This is a genomic window from Streptomyces sp. NPDC008001, from assembly GCF_042958085.1.
Lineage (GTDB): Bacteria > Actinomycetota > Actinomycetes > Streptomycetales > Streptomycetaceae > Streptomyces.
In genome coordinates, this window is record NZ_JBIBIZ010000010.1 from 242,053 (window position 1) to 257,662 (window position 15,610).

At 73.9% G+C, this 15,610-nt stretch carries 14 protein-coding genes and 1 tRNA gene; 5 read left to right on the top strand and 10 right to left on the bottom strand.

The window, feature by feature from the left end; genetic code table 11:
• The first annotated feature begins 95 nt into the window (after window positions 1-95).
• Window positions 96-172, top strand: a tRNA-Pro gene (locus ACFZCD_RS27140).
• A gap of 112 nt (window positions 173-284) precedes the next feature.
• Here ACFZCD_RS27140 and ACFZCD_RS27145 read toward each other — a convergent pair.
• From ACFZCD_RS27145 to ACFZCD_RS27175, 7 genes are all read right to left on the bottom strand, one after another.
• Window positions 285-1,487 carry an amidohydrolase family protein gene (locus tag ACFZCD_RS27145; RefSeq protein ID WP_391835247.1) on the bottom strand — a complete coding sequence of 401 codons (1,203 nt, stop codon included), beginning with the start codon at window positions 1,485-1,487 and terminating at the stop codon, window positions 285-287.
• Between the two features lie 112 nt (window positions 1,488-1,599).
• Window positions 1,600-2,142 (bottom strand): arginine repressor, encoded by a 543-nt coding sequence (locus tag ACFZCD_RS27150; protein WP_391835249.1) that lies wholly within the window; start codon window positions 2,140-2,142, stop codon window positions 1,600-1,602.
• A 93-nt stretch (window positions 2,143-2,235) separates the two neighbouring features.
• On the bottom strand, window positions 2,236-3,429 hold the full coding sequence (locus ACFZCD_RS27155) for an acetylornithine transaminase (RefSeq protein WP_391835251.1): 1,194 nt from the start codon (window positions 3,427-3,429) through the stop codon (window positions 2,236-2,238).
• A complete protein-coding gene (argB, locus tag ACFZCD_RS27160) occupies window positions 3,426-4,403 on the bottom strand; it encodes an acetylglutamate kinase (protein ID WP_391835253.1) in 978 nt (325 codons plus the stop codon). Before argB ends, ACFZCD_RS27155 begins: the two co-directional genes overlap by 4 nt.
• Entirely contained in the window at window positions 4,400-5,551 is a 1,152-nt protein-coding gene (gene argJ / locus ACFZCD_RS27165) for a bifunctional glutamate N-acetyltransferase/amino-acid acetyltransferase ArgJ (RefSeq protein ID WP_391835255.1), read from the bottom strand. Before argJ ends, argB begins: the two co-directional genes overlap by 4 nt.
• Before the next feature lie 94 nt (window positions 5,552-5,645).
• Window positions 5,646-6,674 carry an N-acetyl-gamma-glutamyl-phosphate reductase gene (gene argC, locus ACFZCD_RS27170; RefSeq protein ID WP_391835257.1) on the bottom strand — a complete coding sequence of 343 codons (1,029 nt, stop codon included), beginning with the start codon at window positions 6,672-6,674 and terminating at the stop codon, window positions 5,646-5,648.
• Window positions 6,675-6,835: 161 nt separating this feature from the next.
• Window positions 6,836-9,055 (bottom strand): NADP-dependent isocitrate dehydrogenase, encoded by a 2,220-nt coding sequence (locus ACFZCD_RS27175; protein ID WP_391835259.1) that lies wholly within the window; start codon window positions 9,053-9,055, stop codon window positions 6,836-6,838.
• 181 nt (window positions 9,056-9,236) lie between these two features.
• On the opposite strand from ACFZCD_RS27175, the gene ACFZCD_RS27180 reads away from it, so the two are divergent.
• On the top strand, window positions 9,237-10,130 hold the full coding sequence (locus tag ACFZCD_RS27180) for a sigma-70 family RNA polymerase sigma factor (protein ID WP_391835261.1): 894 nt from the start codon (window positions 9,237-9,239) through the stop codon (window positions 10,128-10,130).
• 49 nt (window positions 10,131-10,179) lie between these two features.
• Here ACFZCD_RS27180 and ACFZCD_RS27185 read toward each other — a convergent pair whose 3' ends face one another.
• The gene (locus ACFZCD_RS27185; RefSeq protein WP_391835263.1) at window positions 10,180-10,677 is read right to left on the bottom strand and encodes a MarR family winged helix-turn-helix transcriptional regulator; all 498 of its coding nucleotides are present in this window, start codon (window positions 10,675-10,677) and stop codon (window positions 10,180-10,182) included.
• A 99-nt stretch (window positions 10,678-10,776) separates the two neighbouring features.
• Between ACFZCD_RS27185 and ACFZCD_RS27190 the strand changes: the two genes are divergently transcribed.
• Window positions 10,777-11,715, top strand: a complete 939-nt coding sequence (locus ACFZCD_RS27190; RefSeq protein WP_391835265.1) for an EamA family transporter — start codon at window positions 10,777-10,779, stop codon at window positions 11,713-11,715.
• A gap of 35 nt (window positions 11,716-11,750) precedes the next feature.
• Window positions 11,751-12,389 carry an NAD(P)-dependent oxidoreductase gene (locus tag ACFZCD_RS27195; protein ID WP_391835266.1) on the top strand — a complete coding sequence of 213 codons (639 nt, stop codon included), beginning with the start codon at window positions 11,751-11,753 and terminating at the stop codon, window positions 12,387-12,389.
• 289 nt (window positions 12,390-12,678) lie between these two features.
• On the opposite strand, the gene ACFZCD_RS27200 is transcribed toward ACFZCD_RS27195, so the two are convergent.
• Both ACFZCD_RS27200 and ACFZCD_RS27205 read right to left on the bottom strand, forming a co-directional pair.
• On the bottom strand, window positions 12,679-13,071 hold the full coding sequence (locus tag ACFZCD_RS27200; protein ID WP_391835268.1) for an RNA-binding S4 domain-containing protein: 393 nt from the start codon (window positions 13,069-13,071) through the stop codon (window positions 12,679-12,681).
• 37 nt (window positions 13,072-13,108) lie between these two features.
• A complete protein-coding gene (locus ACFZCD_RS27205) occupies window positions 13,109-14,557 on the bottom strand; it encodes a PLP-dependent aminotransferase family protein (protein WP_391835270.1) in 1,449 nt (482 codons plus the stop codon).
• Here ACFZCD_RS27205 and ACFZCD_RS27210 point away from each other — a divergent pair.
• On the top strand, window positions 14,556-15,509 hold the full coding sequence (locus ACFZCD_RS27210) for a DMT family transporter (protein WP_391835272.1): 954 nt from the start codon (window positions 14,556-14,558) through the stop codon (window positions 15,507-15,509). The two genes, ACFZCD_RS27205 and ACFZCD_RS27210, sit on opposite strands and share 2 nt — an antisense overlap.
• Window positions 15,510-15,610: the final 101 nt, after the last annotated feature.

Genomic DNA, 15,610 nt, shown 5'->3' on the forward strand with positions numbered 1-15,610 from the left:
GACGGTATCGCGCACCCCGAATTTGGATCACGCAGCCAAACAGGATATTTTCTTGGTGCACGCCCGACCGGGGAAGAACCCGGGAGGACGAGCACCGGGACGTGGCGCAGCTTGGTAGCGCACTTGACTGGGGGTCAAGGGGTCGTGGGTTCAAATCCCGCCGTCCCGACCAGCGAACATCGCAGGTCGGAAGCCGTTTCCTCGCACAGCGGGGAAGCGGCTTCCGTCGTTTCCGGCCGGCTGCGGGGAGCCCGGAGCACGGCCCGGCCCCGCCGCGGCGGGAGCTAATCCAGGGGGATCCGCACGCCTTCGCGGAAGACGGCGGTCACCGCGTGGACGGCCGTGATGTCGGCGAGCGGATTCCCCGCCACGGCCACCAGGTCCGCGTCGAAGCCCGGCGCGATACAGCCCTTGCGGCAGGCGACGCCGCAGGCGCGGGCCGCGGCCGAGGTCGCCGCGCGGAGCGCCTCCAGCGGAGTGAAGCCCGTCTCGACCATGGCGGCGACGCTGTACGGGTGGCTGCCGTGCGCCTTGACCGGGAAGATCCCCGAGTCGCTCCCGCACACCACCCCCACGCCCGCCTCGCGCATCGCGGCCAGCCCGGCGACCAGGCCGGGGATGCGCCGGGCGATCCGCGGCGGGGGCGGTGGCCCGCCGGGCAGGGAGCCGAGGGTGAGGGAGGCGACCACGCCCAGGCGCACCATGTCGTCGAGGATCCGCCGGTCGTAGTCCACGCCGGGGTCGTCCGCGTCGCCGTCGCCGGCGATCCCGGTGACGAAGAAGCAGTGCTCGACCATGTCGAACCCGGCGGACACGGCGTCGGCAATGCCGGCCGCGGAGTGGGCGTGCGCGGTGACCGGCAGCCCGTGCCGGTGCGCCTCGCGGACGGCGGCGAGCAGCTCGGCGTGGCCGTACTGCACGTGGCAGGGGTCCGAGCCGGGGGTCAGGTCACCGCCGGTCACCATCACCTTCACGACGTCCACGCCGTGCGCGGCCCGTTCCCGTACGGCCGCGCGGATCCCCTCGACGCCCTCGGCCTGCCCGCCGAGGAACCAGCAGTGGCCGCGCGGCGTCGTCAGCGGCGGCCCCGAGGCGAGCACGGTGGGCCCGGCGGTGGCGTCCTTGGCGGTCTCCTCCCGGAGCCGCAGCGCCAGGTAGCCCCGGTCCCCCAGGTCCCGGACGGTGGTCACGCCCGCGGAGAGCGCCGCCCGGCCGGCGGCCCGCATGCGCTCCAGCAGTTCCTCGTCGCTCGCGCGCCGCAGCCGCCCCACGACGTCGTCGCTCGCGTCGAAGGCGAGGTGGACGTGGGTGTCCACGAAGCCGGGCAGCAGCGTCGTCTCCCCCAGGTCCACCGGCACGGCGTCCGCGGGGACGCTCCCGCCGGGCACCACCCCCGCGATCCGCCCGCCTTCCACCAGCACCACGGGCCGCTCGACGGTCCCCGGCCCTATCCCGTCGAAGAGCTTCGCCGCGCGGATCGCCAGCATCTGTCCTCCCTCGCCCCACGCCTGCTGTTGGGCCGGTGTTCACGAGGCCGTCGTCCGCGCCCCTCGTCATCCTGCCCACGCCCGCGGCGTGTTCACGCGTCCGGACGGTGCGTCAGCGCTCCTTCTGAGCCAGCCTCAGGAGGTGGTCGGCCAGGGCCTGGCCGCCCTTGGGGTCGCGGCTGATGAGCATCACCGTGTCGTCCCCCGCGATGGTGCCGATGATCTCGTGCACCCCCGCCTGGTCGATCGCCGAGGCGAAGAACTGGGCGGCGCCCGGCGGGGTGCGCAGGACGACGAGGTTGGCGGAGGCCTCCGCCGAGATCAGCAGCTCGCCCGCGAGGCGGGCCATGCGGGCCTCGGTGGCGGATTCGCCGAGCGGGGCCCGGGGCGTGCGGTCGCCGCCCTCGGACGGCACCGCGTAGATGAGCTCGCCCCCGGTGTTGCGGATCTTGACCGCGCCCAGTTCGTCGAGGTCGCGGGAGAGCGTCGCCTGGGTGACGGACAGGCCGTCGTCGGCGAGCAGCTTGGCGAGCTGGCTCTGCGACCGGACCGCCTGCCGGCCGAGGATGTCCACGATCCGGCGGTGGCGGGCGGTACGGGTCTGCGGTACGGCCTGTCCGCCCTGGAACGGCTCCGGCTCCTGCGCCTGGGTCATCGTCTCGTCAGTCTCCGCTTCGTCGTTCCCCGAGGGCCCGGGGGGCCGTGCTGCCCCGCGGGCCCCGTCGGCCTCGTCGGCCGCTCCGGCCGCTCACGCCCCTGGGCCGTCGGCGGCAGCGGCGGCGTCCAGGACGCCCGGCAGTGCCCGGAGGAACGTTTCCACCTCATCTTCGGTGATGATCAGCGGCGGGGCCAGCCGCACCACGTCGGGTGCGACCGCGTTCACCAGGAGGCCGGCGTCCTGTGCTGCCTGCTGCACCTTCGGTGCAAGGGGCTCGGAAAGGACAATACCCAGCAGCAGGCCCGCGCCACGGACGTGGTCGACCAGGGGGTGGCCGAGCGCAGCGATCCCGTCACGCAGCCGCTCCCCCGCCGCCGCGACGCGGGCGAGGATCCCGTCGCCCTCCAGCGTGTCGACGACGGCCAGGGCGGCGGCGCACGCGACGGGGTTCCCGCCGAAGGTGGAGCCGTGCTGACCGGGCGTCAGCAGGTCCGCGGCCGGGCCGAAGGCGAGGGTCGCGCCGATGGGCAGGCCGCCGCCGAGGCCCTTGGCGAGGGTGACGACGTCGGGCTCGACGCCCTGCGCCTGGTGCTCGAACCAGTGGCCCGTGCGGCCGATTCCTGTCTGGATCTCGTCCAGGACGAGGAGGGTGCCGGTGGCGCGGGTGATCTCACGGGCGGCGGCCAGGTAGCCGGGGGGCGGTACGACGACGCCGGCCTCGCCCTGGACCGGTTCCAGCACGACGAGCGCCGTGTCGGTGGTGACGGCGGCCCGCAGGGCGTCCTCGTCGCCGTAGGGGACGTGGGTGACGCCGGCGGGCAGGGGCAGGAAGGGGTCCTGCTTGGCGGGCTGGCCGGTGAGGGCCAGCGCCCCCATCGTGCGGCCGTGGAACCCGCCGGCGGCGGCGACCATGTGCGGCCGCCCGGTCCGCCGCCCGATCTTGAACGCCGCTTCGACGGCCTCCGCGCCGGAGTTGGCGAAATAGACGCGCCCCGGCCGTCCCGCGAGGCCCAGCAGCCGCTCGGCGAGGGCCACGGTCGGCTCGGCGGTGAAGAGGTTGGAGACGTGGCCGAGGGTGGCGATCTGGTCCGACACCGCCCGGACGACCGCGGGATGGGCGTGGCCGAGGGCGTTGACGGCGATGCCGCCGACGAGGTCGAGGTACGGCTTGCCGTCGGCGTCCCAGACCGTGCTGCCCTCGCCGCGGACCAGCGGGACGCGCGGGGTGCCGTAGTTGTCCATCAGGGCGCCCTGCCAGCGCCGGGTGAGTTCCTCGTTGCTCACGGCTGCTGCCCCTCCCGCTCGTTCGCCGCGTCGTCGGGGACGACCATCGTGCCGATCCCCTCGTCCGTGAAGATCTCCAGCAGGATCGAGTGCTGGACCCGGCCGTCTATCACGCGGGCCGTGGTGACGCCGTTGCGCACGGCGTGCAGGCAGCCCTCCATCTTGGGGACCATGCCGCTCGCCAGGTCCGGCAGCAGCGCTTCCAGCTCACTGGCCGTCAGCCGGCTGATGACCTCGTCGCTGTGCGGCCAGTCCTCGTACAGGCCCTCGACGTCGGTGAGGACCATCAGCGTCTCGGCGCCGAGGGCGGCGGCGAGCGCCGCGGCCGCGGTGTCGGCGTTGACGTTGAAGACCCCGTGGGCGTCGGCTTCGTCGGCGCTGCGGGCGACGGAGGAGATGACGGGGATGCGCCCGTTGTCGAGCAGGGCCTGGACGGCGCCGGTGTCGACGGCGGTGATCTCGCCGACGCGGCCGATGTCGACGCGCTCGCCGCCGACGTCCGCGTAGTGCTTGGTGGCGGTCATGGTGTGGGCGTCCTCGCCGGTCATGCCGACGGCGAGCGGGCCGTGGGCGTTGAGCAGCCCGACGAGCTCGCGCTGCACCTGCCCGGCGAGGACCATGCGGACGACGTCCATGGCCTCGGGCGTGGTCACCCGCAGGCCCGCCTTGAACTCCGACTCCAGGCCCAGCCGGTCGAGCTGGGCGCTGATCTGCGGGCCGCCGCCGTGCACGACGACCGGGCGCAGGCCGGCGTGGTGGAGGAAGACGACGTCCTGGGCGAACGCGGCCTTGAGCTCCTCGTCGACCATGGCGTTGCCGCCGAACTTGATGACGACGGTCTTGCCGTGGTGCCGGGTCAGCCAGGGCAGCGCCTCAATGAGGATGCGGGCCTTGGGGAGGGCGGTGTGCTTGCGGGTGGGGCCGGTGACGGCCGGGCCGGTGGTGCCGGTGGTGCCGGCGCTGGTGTCGGTCATGAGGAGTAGGCACTGTTCTCGTGCACGTAGTCGGCGGTGAGGTCGTTGGTCCAGATGACCGCGGACTCGGTGCCCGCGGACAGGTCGGCGGTGATGCGGATCTCCCGGTAGCGCATGTCGACCAGATCGCGGTCGTCGCCGACGGAGCCGTTCTTGCAGACCCACACGCCGTTGATGGCGACGTTCAGCCGGTCCGGGTCGAAGGCCGCGCCGGTCGTGCCGATGGCGGAGAGCACCCGGCCCCAGTTCGGGTCCTCGCCGTGGAGCGCGCACTTGAGGAGGTTGTTGCGGGCGATGGTCCGCCCCACCTCCACGGCGTCGTCCTCGGAGGCCGCGTTGACGACCTCGATGCGGATGTCCTTGCTCGCGCCTTCCGCGTCCCCCACGAGCTGCCGCGCCAGGTCGGCGCACACTTCCCGTACGGCCGCCGCGAAGGCCTCCGCGTCCGGCGTGACGCCGGAGGCGCCCGAGGCGAGCAGCAGGACGGTGTCGTTGGTGGACATGCAGCCGTCGGAGTCGACCCGGTCGAAGGTCTGCCGGGCGGCGCCGCGCAGGGCCGCGTCGAGGCCGGCGGCGTCGACGTCGGCGTCGGTGGTCAGGACGGCCAGCATGGTGGCCAGGCCCGGGGCGAGCATGCCCGCGCCCTTGGCCATCCCGCCCACCGTGAAGCCCTCGCCCTCGACGACCGCGGTCTTGTGGACGGTGTCGGTCGTCTTGATCGCGATGGCGGCCTTCTCCCCGCCGTGCGCGGACAGTTCGCCGGCGGCCTTGCCGATGCCCGCCAGCAGCTGCTCCATGGGCAGCCGTACGCCGATCAGGCCCGTGGAGGCGACCGCGATCTCGCCCGCGCTGTGACCGAGGACCTCGGCGGCCTTCTCGGCGGTGGCGTGCGTGTCCTGGAAGCCCCCGGGGCCGGTGCAGGCGTTGGCACCACCGGAGTTGAGGACGACTGCCGAGACCTGACCGCCCTTCAGGACCTGCTGCGACCACAGCACCGGCGCGGCCTTGACCCGGTTCGCGGTGAAGACACCCGCAGCGGCCAGGCGCGGCCCCTCGTTCACCACCAGCGCCAGGTCGGGACCGCCGCTCTCCTTGATCCCGGCAGCGACACCCGCCGCCGTGAAACCCTTCGCCGCCGTGACGCTCACTGCATCTCCTTGTCAGCCCGCTTGCTCGTGGTGTTCTCGCCCGTGTCGCACGGCACCAGCCGTGCCAGAAGGGTCGCGATGGCCCGCCGGAGGCTCATGGCGCGACCCCCGCGGCCGGCAGGCCCAGGTCCTCGGGGAGACCGAGGGCGATGTTCATGCTCTGCACCGCGCCGCCGGCGGTGCCCTTGGTGAGGTTGTCGATGGCGCTCACCACGACGATCCGCCCGGCCGCCTCGTCCAGCGCCACCTGCACCAGCGCGGCGTTGGAGCCGTACACGGCGGCGGTGGCCGGCCACTGCCCCTCGGGGAGGAGGCGGGCGAAGGGCTCGTCCCGGAAGGCCTTCTCGTACGCGGCGCGCAGGCCCTCCGCGGTGACGCCGGGGCGGGCCTTGGCGCTGCAGGTGGCGAGGATGCCGCGGGGCATGGGGGCCAGGGTGGGGGTGAAGGAGACCGTGACGGGCTCCCCCGCGGCGGCGGAGAGGTTCTGGGCGATCTCCGGGGTGTGCCGGTGGCCGCCGCCCACGCCGTACGGGCTCATGGAGCCCATGACCTCGGAGCCGAGCAGGTGCGGCTTGGCCGCCTTGCCCGCGCCCGACGTGCCCGACGCGGCCACGATCACCGCTTCCGGCTCCGCCAGGCCCGCGGCGTACGCGGGGAACAGCGCGAGCGACACGGCGGTCGGGTAGCAGCCGGGCACGGCGATGCGCCGCGCGCCCTTCAGGGCCTCCCGCCCGCCGGGCAGCTCGGGCAGCCCGTACGGCCACGTGCCCGCGTGCCCGGACCCGTAGAACCGCTCCCACTGCGCCGCGTCCTTCAGCCGGAAGTCGGCGCCGCAGTCCACCACCAGCGTTCCCTCGCCCAGCTCGGCGGCCACCGCCGCCGACTGCCCGTGCGGCAGCGCGAGGAAGACCACGTCGTGCCCGGCGAGCACGCCGGCGGAGGTCGGCTCCAGCACCCGCTCGGCGAGCGGCAGCAGATGGGGCTGCACCGCCCCGAGCCGCTGGCCCGCGTTGCTGTTCGCGGTGAGGGCCCCGATCCGTACGCCGGGGTGCGCGAGGAGCAGGCGCAGCACTTCGCCGCCTGCGTAACCGCTCGCTCCTGCCACTGCCACACGCACTGCCATCGGGCCCCTCCTGGTCGATGGCATGACTATACGAATAAGCGAAGATTTATGCAATGCCCTGCCCTGACCTGCCCCGTGGCCGCGGCAGAAAACGCACCGCCCCGGCCGGGCGCGGGGCCGGCCGGGGCGGTGCGGGTGGTGCGGTTGCTGCGGGCAGCGGGTCAGGCCAGGAGCGACAGGGCCTGGTTGAAGGTCGCCGACGGGCGCATGACGGCCGCCGCCTTCTTCGCGTCGGGCTGGTAGTAGCCGCCGATGTCGGCCGGGGAGCCCTGCACCGCGATCAGCTCGTCGACGATCGCCTGCTCCTGCTCGGAGAGCGCCTGCGCGAGCGGCGCGAACGCCTTGGCGAGCTCGGCGTCGTCGGTCTGCTTCGCCAGCTCCTGGGCCCAGTACATGGCCAGGTAGAAGTGGCTGCCGCGGTTGTCGATGCCGCCCAGGCGGCGGCTCGGCGACTTGTCCTCGTTGAGGAAGGTGCCGGTGGCGCGGTCGAGCGTGTCGGCGAGGACCTTGGCGCGGGCGTTGCCCGTGGTCGTCGCGAGGTGCTCGAAGCTGGCCGCCAGGGCGAAGAACTCGCCGAGGCTGTCCCAGCGGAGGTAGTTCTCCTTGACGAGCTGCTGCACGTGCTTGGGAGCGGAGCCGCCGGCACCGGTCTCGAACAGGCCGCCGCCGTTCATCAGCGGGACGACCGAGAGCATCTTCGCGCTCGTGCCGAGCTCGAGGATCGGGAAGAGGTCCGTCAGGTAGTCGCGGAGGACGTTGCCGGTGACGGAGATGGTGTTCTCGCCGCGGCGGATGCGCTCCACCGACAGCTTGGTGGCCTCGACCGGGGCCAGGATGCGGATGTCCAGGCCCTCGGTGTCGTGCTCCGGCAGGTAGCGCTTGACCTTCTCGATGAGCACGGCGTCGTGCGCGCGCGTCTCGTCCAGCCAGAACACCGCCGGGTCGCCGGTGGCGCGGGCGCGGGTGACGGCCAGCTTCACCCAGTCCTTGATCGGCGCGTCCTTGGTCTGGCAGGCGCGGAAGATGTCGCCGGCCGAGACGGCCTGCTCCAGGACGACGTTGCCGGCCTGGTCGACGAGGCGGACGGTGCCCGTGACGGGGACCTCGAAGGTCTTGTCGTGGCTGCCGTACTCCTCGGCCTTCTGCGCCATGAGGCCCACGTTCGGCACGGAGCCCATGGTCGACGGGTCGAAGGCGCCGTTCGCGCGGCAGTCCTCGATGACGGCCTGGTACACGCCGGAGTAGCTGCTGTCCGGCAGGACCGCGAGGGTGTCGGCCTCCTGGCCGTCCGGGCCCCACATGTGGCCGGAGGTGCGGATCATGGCCGGCATCGAGGCGTCGACGATGACGTCGGACGGGACGTGCAGGTTGGTGATGCCCTTGTCGGAGTCGACCATCGCCAGGGCGGGGCCCTCGGCGAGCTCGGCGTCGAAGGAGGCCTTGATCTCGGCGCCCTGGGGCAGGGACTCCAGGCCCTTGTAGATGCCGCCGAGGCCGTCGTTCGGGGTCAGGCCGGCGGCGGCGAGCACCTCGCCGTACTGCGCGAACGTCTTCGGGAAGAAGGCGCGCACGACGTGGCCGAAGACGATGGGGTCGGAGACCTTCATCATCGTGGCCTTGAGGTGCACGGAGAACAGCACGTCCTCGGCCTTGGCGCGGGCCACCTGCGCGGTCAGGAACTCGCGCAGCGCGGCGACGCGCATGACGGAGGCGTCGACGACCTCGCCCTCCAGGACGGGCACGGACTCGCGCAGGACGGTGGTGGAGCCGTCGTCGCCCACCAGCTCGATGCGCAGGGAACCGGCCTCGGAGATCACCGCGGACTTCTCGGTGGAGCGGAAGTCGTTCTCGCCCATGGTCGCGACGTTCGTCTTGGACTCGGAGGACCAGGCGCCCATGCGGTGCGGGTGGGTCTTGGCGTAGTTCTTGACCGACCCCGGGGCGCGGCGGTCGGAGTTGCCCTCGCGCAGGACGGGGTTGACGGCGCTGCCCTTGACCTTGTCGTAGCGGGCGCGGATGTCGCGCTCCTCGTCGGTCTTCGGGTCGTCCGGGTAGTCCGGCAGCGTGTAGCCCTGGGCCTGCAGCTCGGCGACGGCCGCCTTCAGCTGCGGGATGGAGGCCGAGATGTTCGGCAGCTTGATGATGTTGGCCTCGGGGGTCTTGGCCAGCTCACCCAGCTCGGCGAGCGCGTCGTCGATGCGCAGGCCCTCCTCGAGGTACTCGGGGAACTGGGCGATGATGCGCCCCGCCAGGGAGATGTCACGCGTCTCCACGGTGACCCCGGCCGTCGAGGCGTAGGCCTGGACCACAGGCAGGAACGAGTGCGTGGCCAGGGCCGGGGCCTCGTCGGTGTGCGTATAGATGATGGTCGAGTCAGTCACCGGGTGCTCCGCTCCACGTCTGTAACATTGCTCGACATCAAGATATCTCGTACGGGAGCCCCTCTCGACAGGACCCTGGCCACATCTGCGGGCGGCGGGACCCGGCGGTACGCGCTCCTGTCACATCGGCGCCCCGGCGACCGTCATCTCCTCGACGGATCGTGACGAGAGAGTGTGGCCGATGAACGAGATCGAATTCCTGGCGGAGCGCTTCGAGACGCACCGCTCCCACCTGCGGGCGGTCGCCTACCGCATGCTCGGCTCGCTCAGCGAGGCGGACGACGCCGTCCAGGAGGCCTGGCTGCGGCTCGACCGCTCCGGCGCCGAGGGCGTCGCCAACCTCGGCGGGTGGCTGACGACGGTCGTCGGCCGGGTGTGTCTCGACATGCTGCGCTCGCGCACGTCGCGGGCCGAGGAGCCGCTGGACGTACGGGTGCCCGATCCGCTGGTGAGCCGGGCCGCGGACGTGGTCGACCCCGAGCACGAGGTGCTGCTCGCGGATTCGGTGGGTCTCGCCCTGCTGGTGGTGCTCGACACGCTGGACCCGGCCGAGCGGCTCGCGTTCGTCCTGCACGACATGTTCGGCATGCCGTTCGACGAGATCGCGCCCATGGTCGGGCGCACGACGGCCGCGGCGCGGCAGCTCGCCAGCCGGGCGCGCCGCCGGGTGCGGGGCGCGGCCCCGGAGCCCGACGCGGACCTCGACCGGCAGTGGGAGGTCGTCGACGCCTTCATGGCGGCCGCGCGGGCCGGCGACTTCGATGCGCTGCTGTCCGTGCTCGACCCGGACGTGCTGCTGCGGGCCGACGCCGGGGCGGGGCGGCCGGGCGGGGCGCGGGAGGTCCGCGGGGCCCGCGAGGTGGCGGGGCAGGCGCTGCTGTTCCGGTCGCCGGGCGGTGTCGCGCGGCGGGCGCTGGTGAACGGGGCGCCGGGGATCGTGGCGAGCGCGGGGGGACGGGTGCGCTCGGTGCTGGGCTTCACGATCACGGGCGGCAGGATCGTCGAGATCGACATCCTGGCGGATCCGGAGCGGCTGGGGCGGCTGGGGTGGCTCGACGCGGAGACGGAGTTCTAGGGCTGGGCGCCCCCTTTCCTCCCCTCCCTTCCTTCCTCTGGCCCTTCCTCTAGTCCTTTCCCTCGCCGAGTGACTCCAGGAGGTTCTTGAGGGTCGTCGCGAGCGCGTCGCGCTCTCCTTCGGTGAGCGCGGCGAGCAGGCGGGCCTCGGTGGCGACGTGGTCGGGCAGCGCCCGGTCGATGAGGGCGAGGCCGTCGCCGGTGAGGGTGACGACGATGCTGCGGCCGTCCGACGCGCTGGGGCTGCGGCTCACCAGGCCGCGGGCCTCCAGGCGGTCGAGCCGCTGCGTGATGGCTCCCGAGGTGACCATCGAGGACCGCATGAGCTCGGCGGGGGTCAGGCTGTGCGGGGGATCGTTGCGCCGCAGGGTGGCGAGGACGTCGAACGAAGCGGCGTCGAGCCCGTGGGAGGCGAACGTACGGCGCAGCTCGGCGTCCACGATCCGCGACAGGCGCGAGAGGCGCCCGATCACCGCCATCGGCGAGACGTCCAGGTCGGGGCGGCGTGCGGCCCACTGTTCGAGCAATCGGTCGACGTGATCTGCCATCGGTCCAGGGTAGGCGATCGAGGCCAGTTGTCTTAGCGGTGAGGTACCTCACATGATCGACCCGACCCAAATAGCTTAGCGCTGAGATACGTTGCTTTAGTGCTAAGCAATCGCCTCGGAACCCTCCTGCTCACCGCCCTGGCACCCGCCGTCTGGGGCACCACCTACCTCGTCACCACCGAGCTCCTCCCGCCGGGCCGCCCGCTGCTCGCGGCCGTCGTCCGCGCCCTGCCCGCCGGGCTCGTGCTCGTCGCCGTGACGCGGCGCCTGCCGCAGGGCGTGTGGTGGTGGCGGGCGCTGGTGCTGGGAGCGCTCAACATCGGGGCGTTCTTCGCGCTGCTGTTCGTCGCCGCGTACCGGCTGCCCGGCGGGGTCGCGGCCACCGTGGGCGCGATCCAGCCGCTGCTGGTCGCCCTCCTCTCCGCCGGCCTGCTCGGCGAGCGGCTCTCCCCGCGGACGCTGTTCGCCGCCGTCGCGGGAGTTGCGGGCGTCAGCCTGCTCGTCCTGCGGGCCGGTGCGCGGCTGGACGGGCTCGGCGTCGCCGCCGCGGCCGGCGGGGCGGTCGTCATGGCCACCGGAGTCGTCCTCAGCAAGCGCTGGGCCTCTCCCGCGCCGCTGCTCGCGACCACCGGGTGGCAGCTCGTCGCCGGCGGGCTGCTCCTGCTGCCCGTCGCCCTCTTCACCGAGGGCCTGCCGCCGGCCGCGCCGACCGGCGCGAACCTGGCCGGCTACGCGTACCTCGCGGTCATCGGGTCGGCCCTCGCGTACGCCCTGTGGTTCCGCGGGATCCGGCTGCTCTCCCCCACCGACGTCACCTTCCTCGGGCTGCTCAGCCCGCTGGTCGCGACGGTGCTGGGGTGGCTGGCGCTCGGTCAGGAACTCACCGCCGCGCAGGGGTTCGGGGCGGTGGTCGTCCTCGGGTCGCTCGTCGCGGCGCAGAGGGGACGCGGGCGGGGCCCGGCCACGGACCGGCCGGCGGCCGGGCCCGCCGCGTCCACCTCTTCCACCCCGTCCCCCTCTTCCACCTCGTCCGTCTGATCCACCTCATCCATCCAGCACAGGAGCTGACAGTTATGCGCATCACCGTCTTCGGAGCAGCAGGCAACGTGGGAAGCCGCGTGGTGGCCGAGGCCCTGTCCCGTGGCCACGAGGTCACCGCCGTCGTACGCGACGCCGCCCGCTTCAGCGAGCTGCCGGCCGCCGTCGAGGCCCGTACGGGCGACGCCTCGAACCCGGCAGACGTCGAGCGGCTCAGCGCCGGGCAGGACGTCGTGATCGGCGCGACCCGTCCGGCGCTCGGCAGCGAGCAGCAGCTCGTCGCCGCCACGGAGGGGTTGCTGGCCGGGCTCGCCCGCACCGGGGTGCGGCTGCTACTCGTCGGTGGCGCGGGCAGCCTGACGCTCCCCGGCACCGACGGGACCACCGTGATCGACGGGCCCGGTTTCCCCGCCGACTGGCGGCCCATCGCCCTGGCCTGCAACGACCAGCTCGCGGCCTGCCGCGCCGACCAGCACGTGGACTGGGCCTACCTGAGCCCGGCCGCCCTGCTCGAACCGGGCGAGCGCACCGGCCGGTACCGGCTGGGCACGGACGAGCTCGTGGTGGACGCGGAGGGCGTCTCGGCCATCTCCATGGAGGACCTGGCCGTCGTCCTCCTCGACGAGGCGGAGCGGCCGGCACACCACCGGACGAGGTTCACGGCCGCCTACTGAGGGCCGCGGGCCGCGAAAGCGGGCTGGGAAGCGGCGGTCCGACCGCCGCCGCCCGGCACCGCCGAAACGGCCCGGATGCGGGTGCGCGCCGTCGCGGCGGAAGGAGCGTGCGGGCCCCGCACACGGCTTGGCTGCCGGGCCCCTCAGCCCGGCACCGCCGGCACGGCCGATCCTGGTTGCGCGCCGTCGCGGCGGAGGGGATGTGCCGGGCCCGGCACGCAGCGGTTGAGGGCCGGCCCCCTCTCGGCGGTGCCGGAACCGCCGCCGTACACGGTTCCAGCGACCCCCGTCAGCGGCCCCGCTGCGCGCCCTGCAAACGTTCCAGTTCTCGGCGGTCGCGTTTCGTGGGGCGGCCCGTGCCGCGGTCGCGGACGGCCACCACCGCCACGTGCTCGCGCGGCGGCTCCGGCGGGGAGTTGTCGACGAAGCACTCGGCCGCGACGGGCGCGCCGACGCGCTTGCTGATGAGCCGCGACACGACGACGACGCGCTCGCGCCCGGCGAGCCGCACCCGCACCTCGTCCCCGACACGGAGCGGCTGGGCCGGCTTGGCGCGTTCGCCGTTGACGCGCACGTGCCCCGCACGGCAGGCCGTGCCCGCCGCGGAGCGCGTCTTCGTGAGCCGTACGGACCAGATCCAGCTGTCGACCCGAACCGGGCCGGTCCCCTCGTCTGAAGCCATGTACCGACTCTAGCCCGCCACCCCGCCGGCCCGGCGGTCACCGGCCCGCGAGGTCCGTGAACGCCGTCCGCAGCCGCCTCACGCCCTCCGCCAGCTCCGCGACGCCGGCGGCCGACGCGTAGCTGAGCCGCAGGTGCGGGGCGGCGGCCTCGGCGGGATAGGAGTGGCGGCCCGAGGCCACGGCGACGCCGGCCCGCAGCGCGGCCACGGCCACCGCGTCCTCGTCCGTGCCGTCGGGGAGCCGGGCCCACAGGTGGAAGCCGCCGGGCGGGACGAAGCCGGTGGAGACGGCGGGCAGTTCCCGGTGCAGGGCGGTGAGCAGCGCCTCGCGGCGGACGCGCAGTTCGGCGGCGACGGTGCGCCGGTGGCGGGTCCAGGCGGGCGAGCCGACGAGTTCGAGGGCGGCTTCCTGCAGCGGCCGCGGTACGAAGAAGCTGTCGACGACCTGGATGGCCCGCAGGCGTTCGAGGACGGGCCCGCGGGCGGCGAGGGCGCCCACGCGCAGGCTGGGCGAGGTGGCCTTGGTGAGGGAGCAGACGTGGACGACGATGCCGTCGGGGTCGTCGGAGGCGAGCGTGGGCGGCAGCGGCGGGGCGTCGTCGTGGGGGAGGCGGCGCGCGAAGTCGTCCTCGATGACGAAGGCCCCGGCCTCCCGGGCCACGCGGATCACCTCGCGCCGCCGGTCGTCGGCCAGGACCGCGCCGGAGGGGTTCTGGAAGAGCGGCTGGCAGACGAAGACGCGGGCGCCGCTCGCCCGGAACGCGTCGGCGAGCAGGTCCGTGCGCACGCCGTGCGCGTCCGCCGGGACGGGGAGGGGCCGCAGGCCGGACGCGCGGGCGACGGCGAGCATGCCGGGGTAGGTCGGTGACTCGACGAGGACCGGTGCGCCCGGCGGGGCGAGGGCCCGCAGCGCGGTGGTGAGCGCGCTCTGACCGCCGGCGGTGATCAGCACCTCGGAGGCGGTGACGGTGCCGGCCGGCCCGCCGATCTCGCGGGCGAACCAGGCGCGCAGCTCCGTCACCCCGTCGATGGGCGGGCGGCCCCACGCTCCGGGGCGCCGGCCGGCGCGGCCGAGGGCCGCGGCGAGGGCTCGCTCGGGCTGCAGGGAGGGGTGGAGGTAGCCGCCGCTGAGCTCGATGACGCCGGGCGGCGGCTCGGCGAGCGTGGTGAGCACGCCGGTGCCGTCCACGGCGCGGGGGATCGCCTCCGCGGCGCTCTCGGCGCTGAGGGCGACCTGCTGCCAGGAGGTGTCGCCGAGGCGTGCGGGCGCGCTGGGCGGGGCGGCGCGGAAGGCGCCGGCACCGGGCCGGGTGGTCACCAGCCCCTCCGCGGCGAGCACGGCCAGCGCCCGCGAGACGGTGACGGGACTGGCGTGGAAGCGCTCGACGAGCGCCCGGCTTGACGGCAGCTTCTCACCCGGAGAGTAGCGGTCGAGCTCCGCTTTCAGGGTTTCTGCCAGGTCAGCCACGCTGTTACGCTCATGCATGAGAGTTAAAGATAGCGCTATCCGCCCGACTGCGATAGCAGTGCAGAGCCCCGCAAGCGTGCAGAGCCCCGCGAGCGTCTCCGCGGAGGCCGGCCGCGCGCGGAGCGGCATCCTGCTGGCCGCCCTGGGCGTGGCCGCCTTCTCGCTGACCTTTCCCGCGACGGCCTGGGCCCTGGAGGGGCTCGGCCCGTGGTCCCTGGTCAGCTGCCGGATGCTGCTCGGCGGCCTGATCGCGGGCGGTTGCCTGCTGGCGCTGCGCGTACGGGCTCCTGCCCGGCGCCACTGGTCGGCGCTGTGCGCGGTGGCCGGCGGCACGGTCGTCGGCTTCCCGCTGCTGACGACGCTCGCCCTGCAGACCTCCACCACCTCGCACGCCGCCGTCGTCGTGGGCCTGCTGCCGCTGACGACGGCCGCCTACTCGTCCGTACGGAACAAGACACGTCACTCGCGCACGTTCTGGGGCGCGGCCGTCGCGGGCGCCGCCGTGGTGATCGGCTTCGCCGTGCAGCAGAGCGGCGGCAGCCCCACGAGCAGCGACCTGTACCTGTTCGCGGCGCTGCTCGTGTGCGCGGCGGGCTACGCGGAGGGCGGTCAGCTGGCCCGGGAGATGCCCGGCTGGCAGGTCATCGCCTGGGCGCTGGTGCTGTGCCTGCCGGTCGCGGCCGCCGGTGCGGCGGTGGCGCTGCCGGCCGAGCCCGTACGGCTCACGGGCCACACGGTCGCCGGGCTGCTGTGGCTGGCCGCGGGGTCGCAGTTCGTCGGCATGTGGGTGTGGTACCGCGGCATGAGCGCGATCGGTGTCGCCCGCGCCAGCCAGCTGCAGCTGGCCCAGCCGCTGCTCACCCTGGTCTGGTCGGTGCTGCTGCTCGGCGAGCACCTGACGCCGGCCGCGCCGGTGGCTGCCGTGGCGGTGCTCGTGTGCATCGGGGTGACGCAGCGGGCGCGCGGCTGAGCGCCCGGCGTCGCACGCACCGGGCGCTCGTTGCTCCACCTGGCCGAGGGACGGGCCATATACCGCCGGTCACCGTAGACTTGGGAACATCCCAGCACACA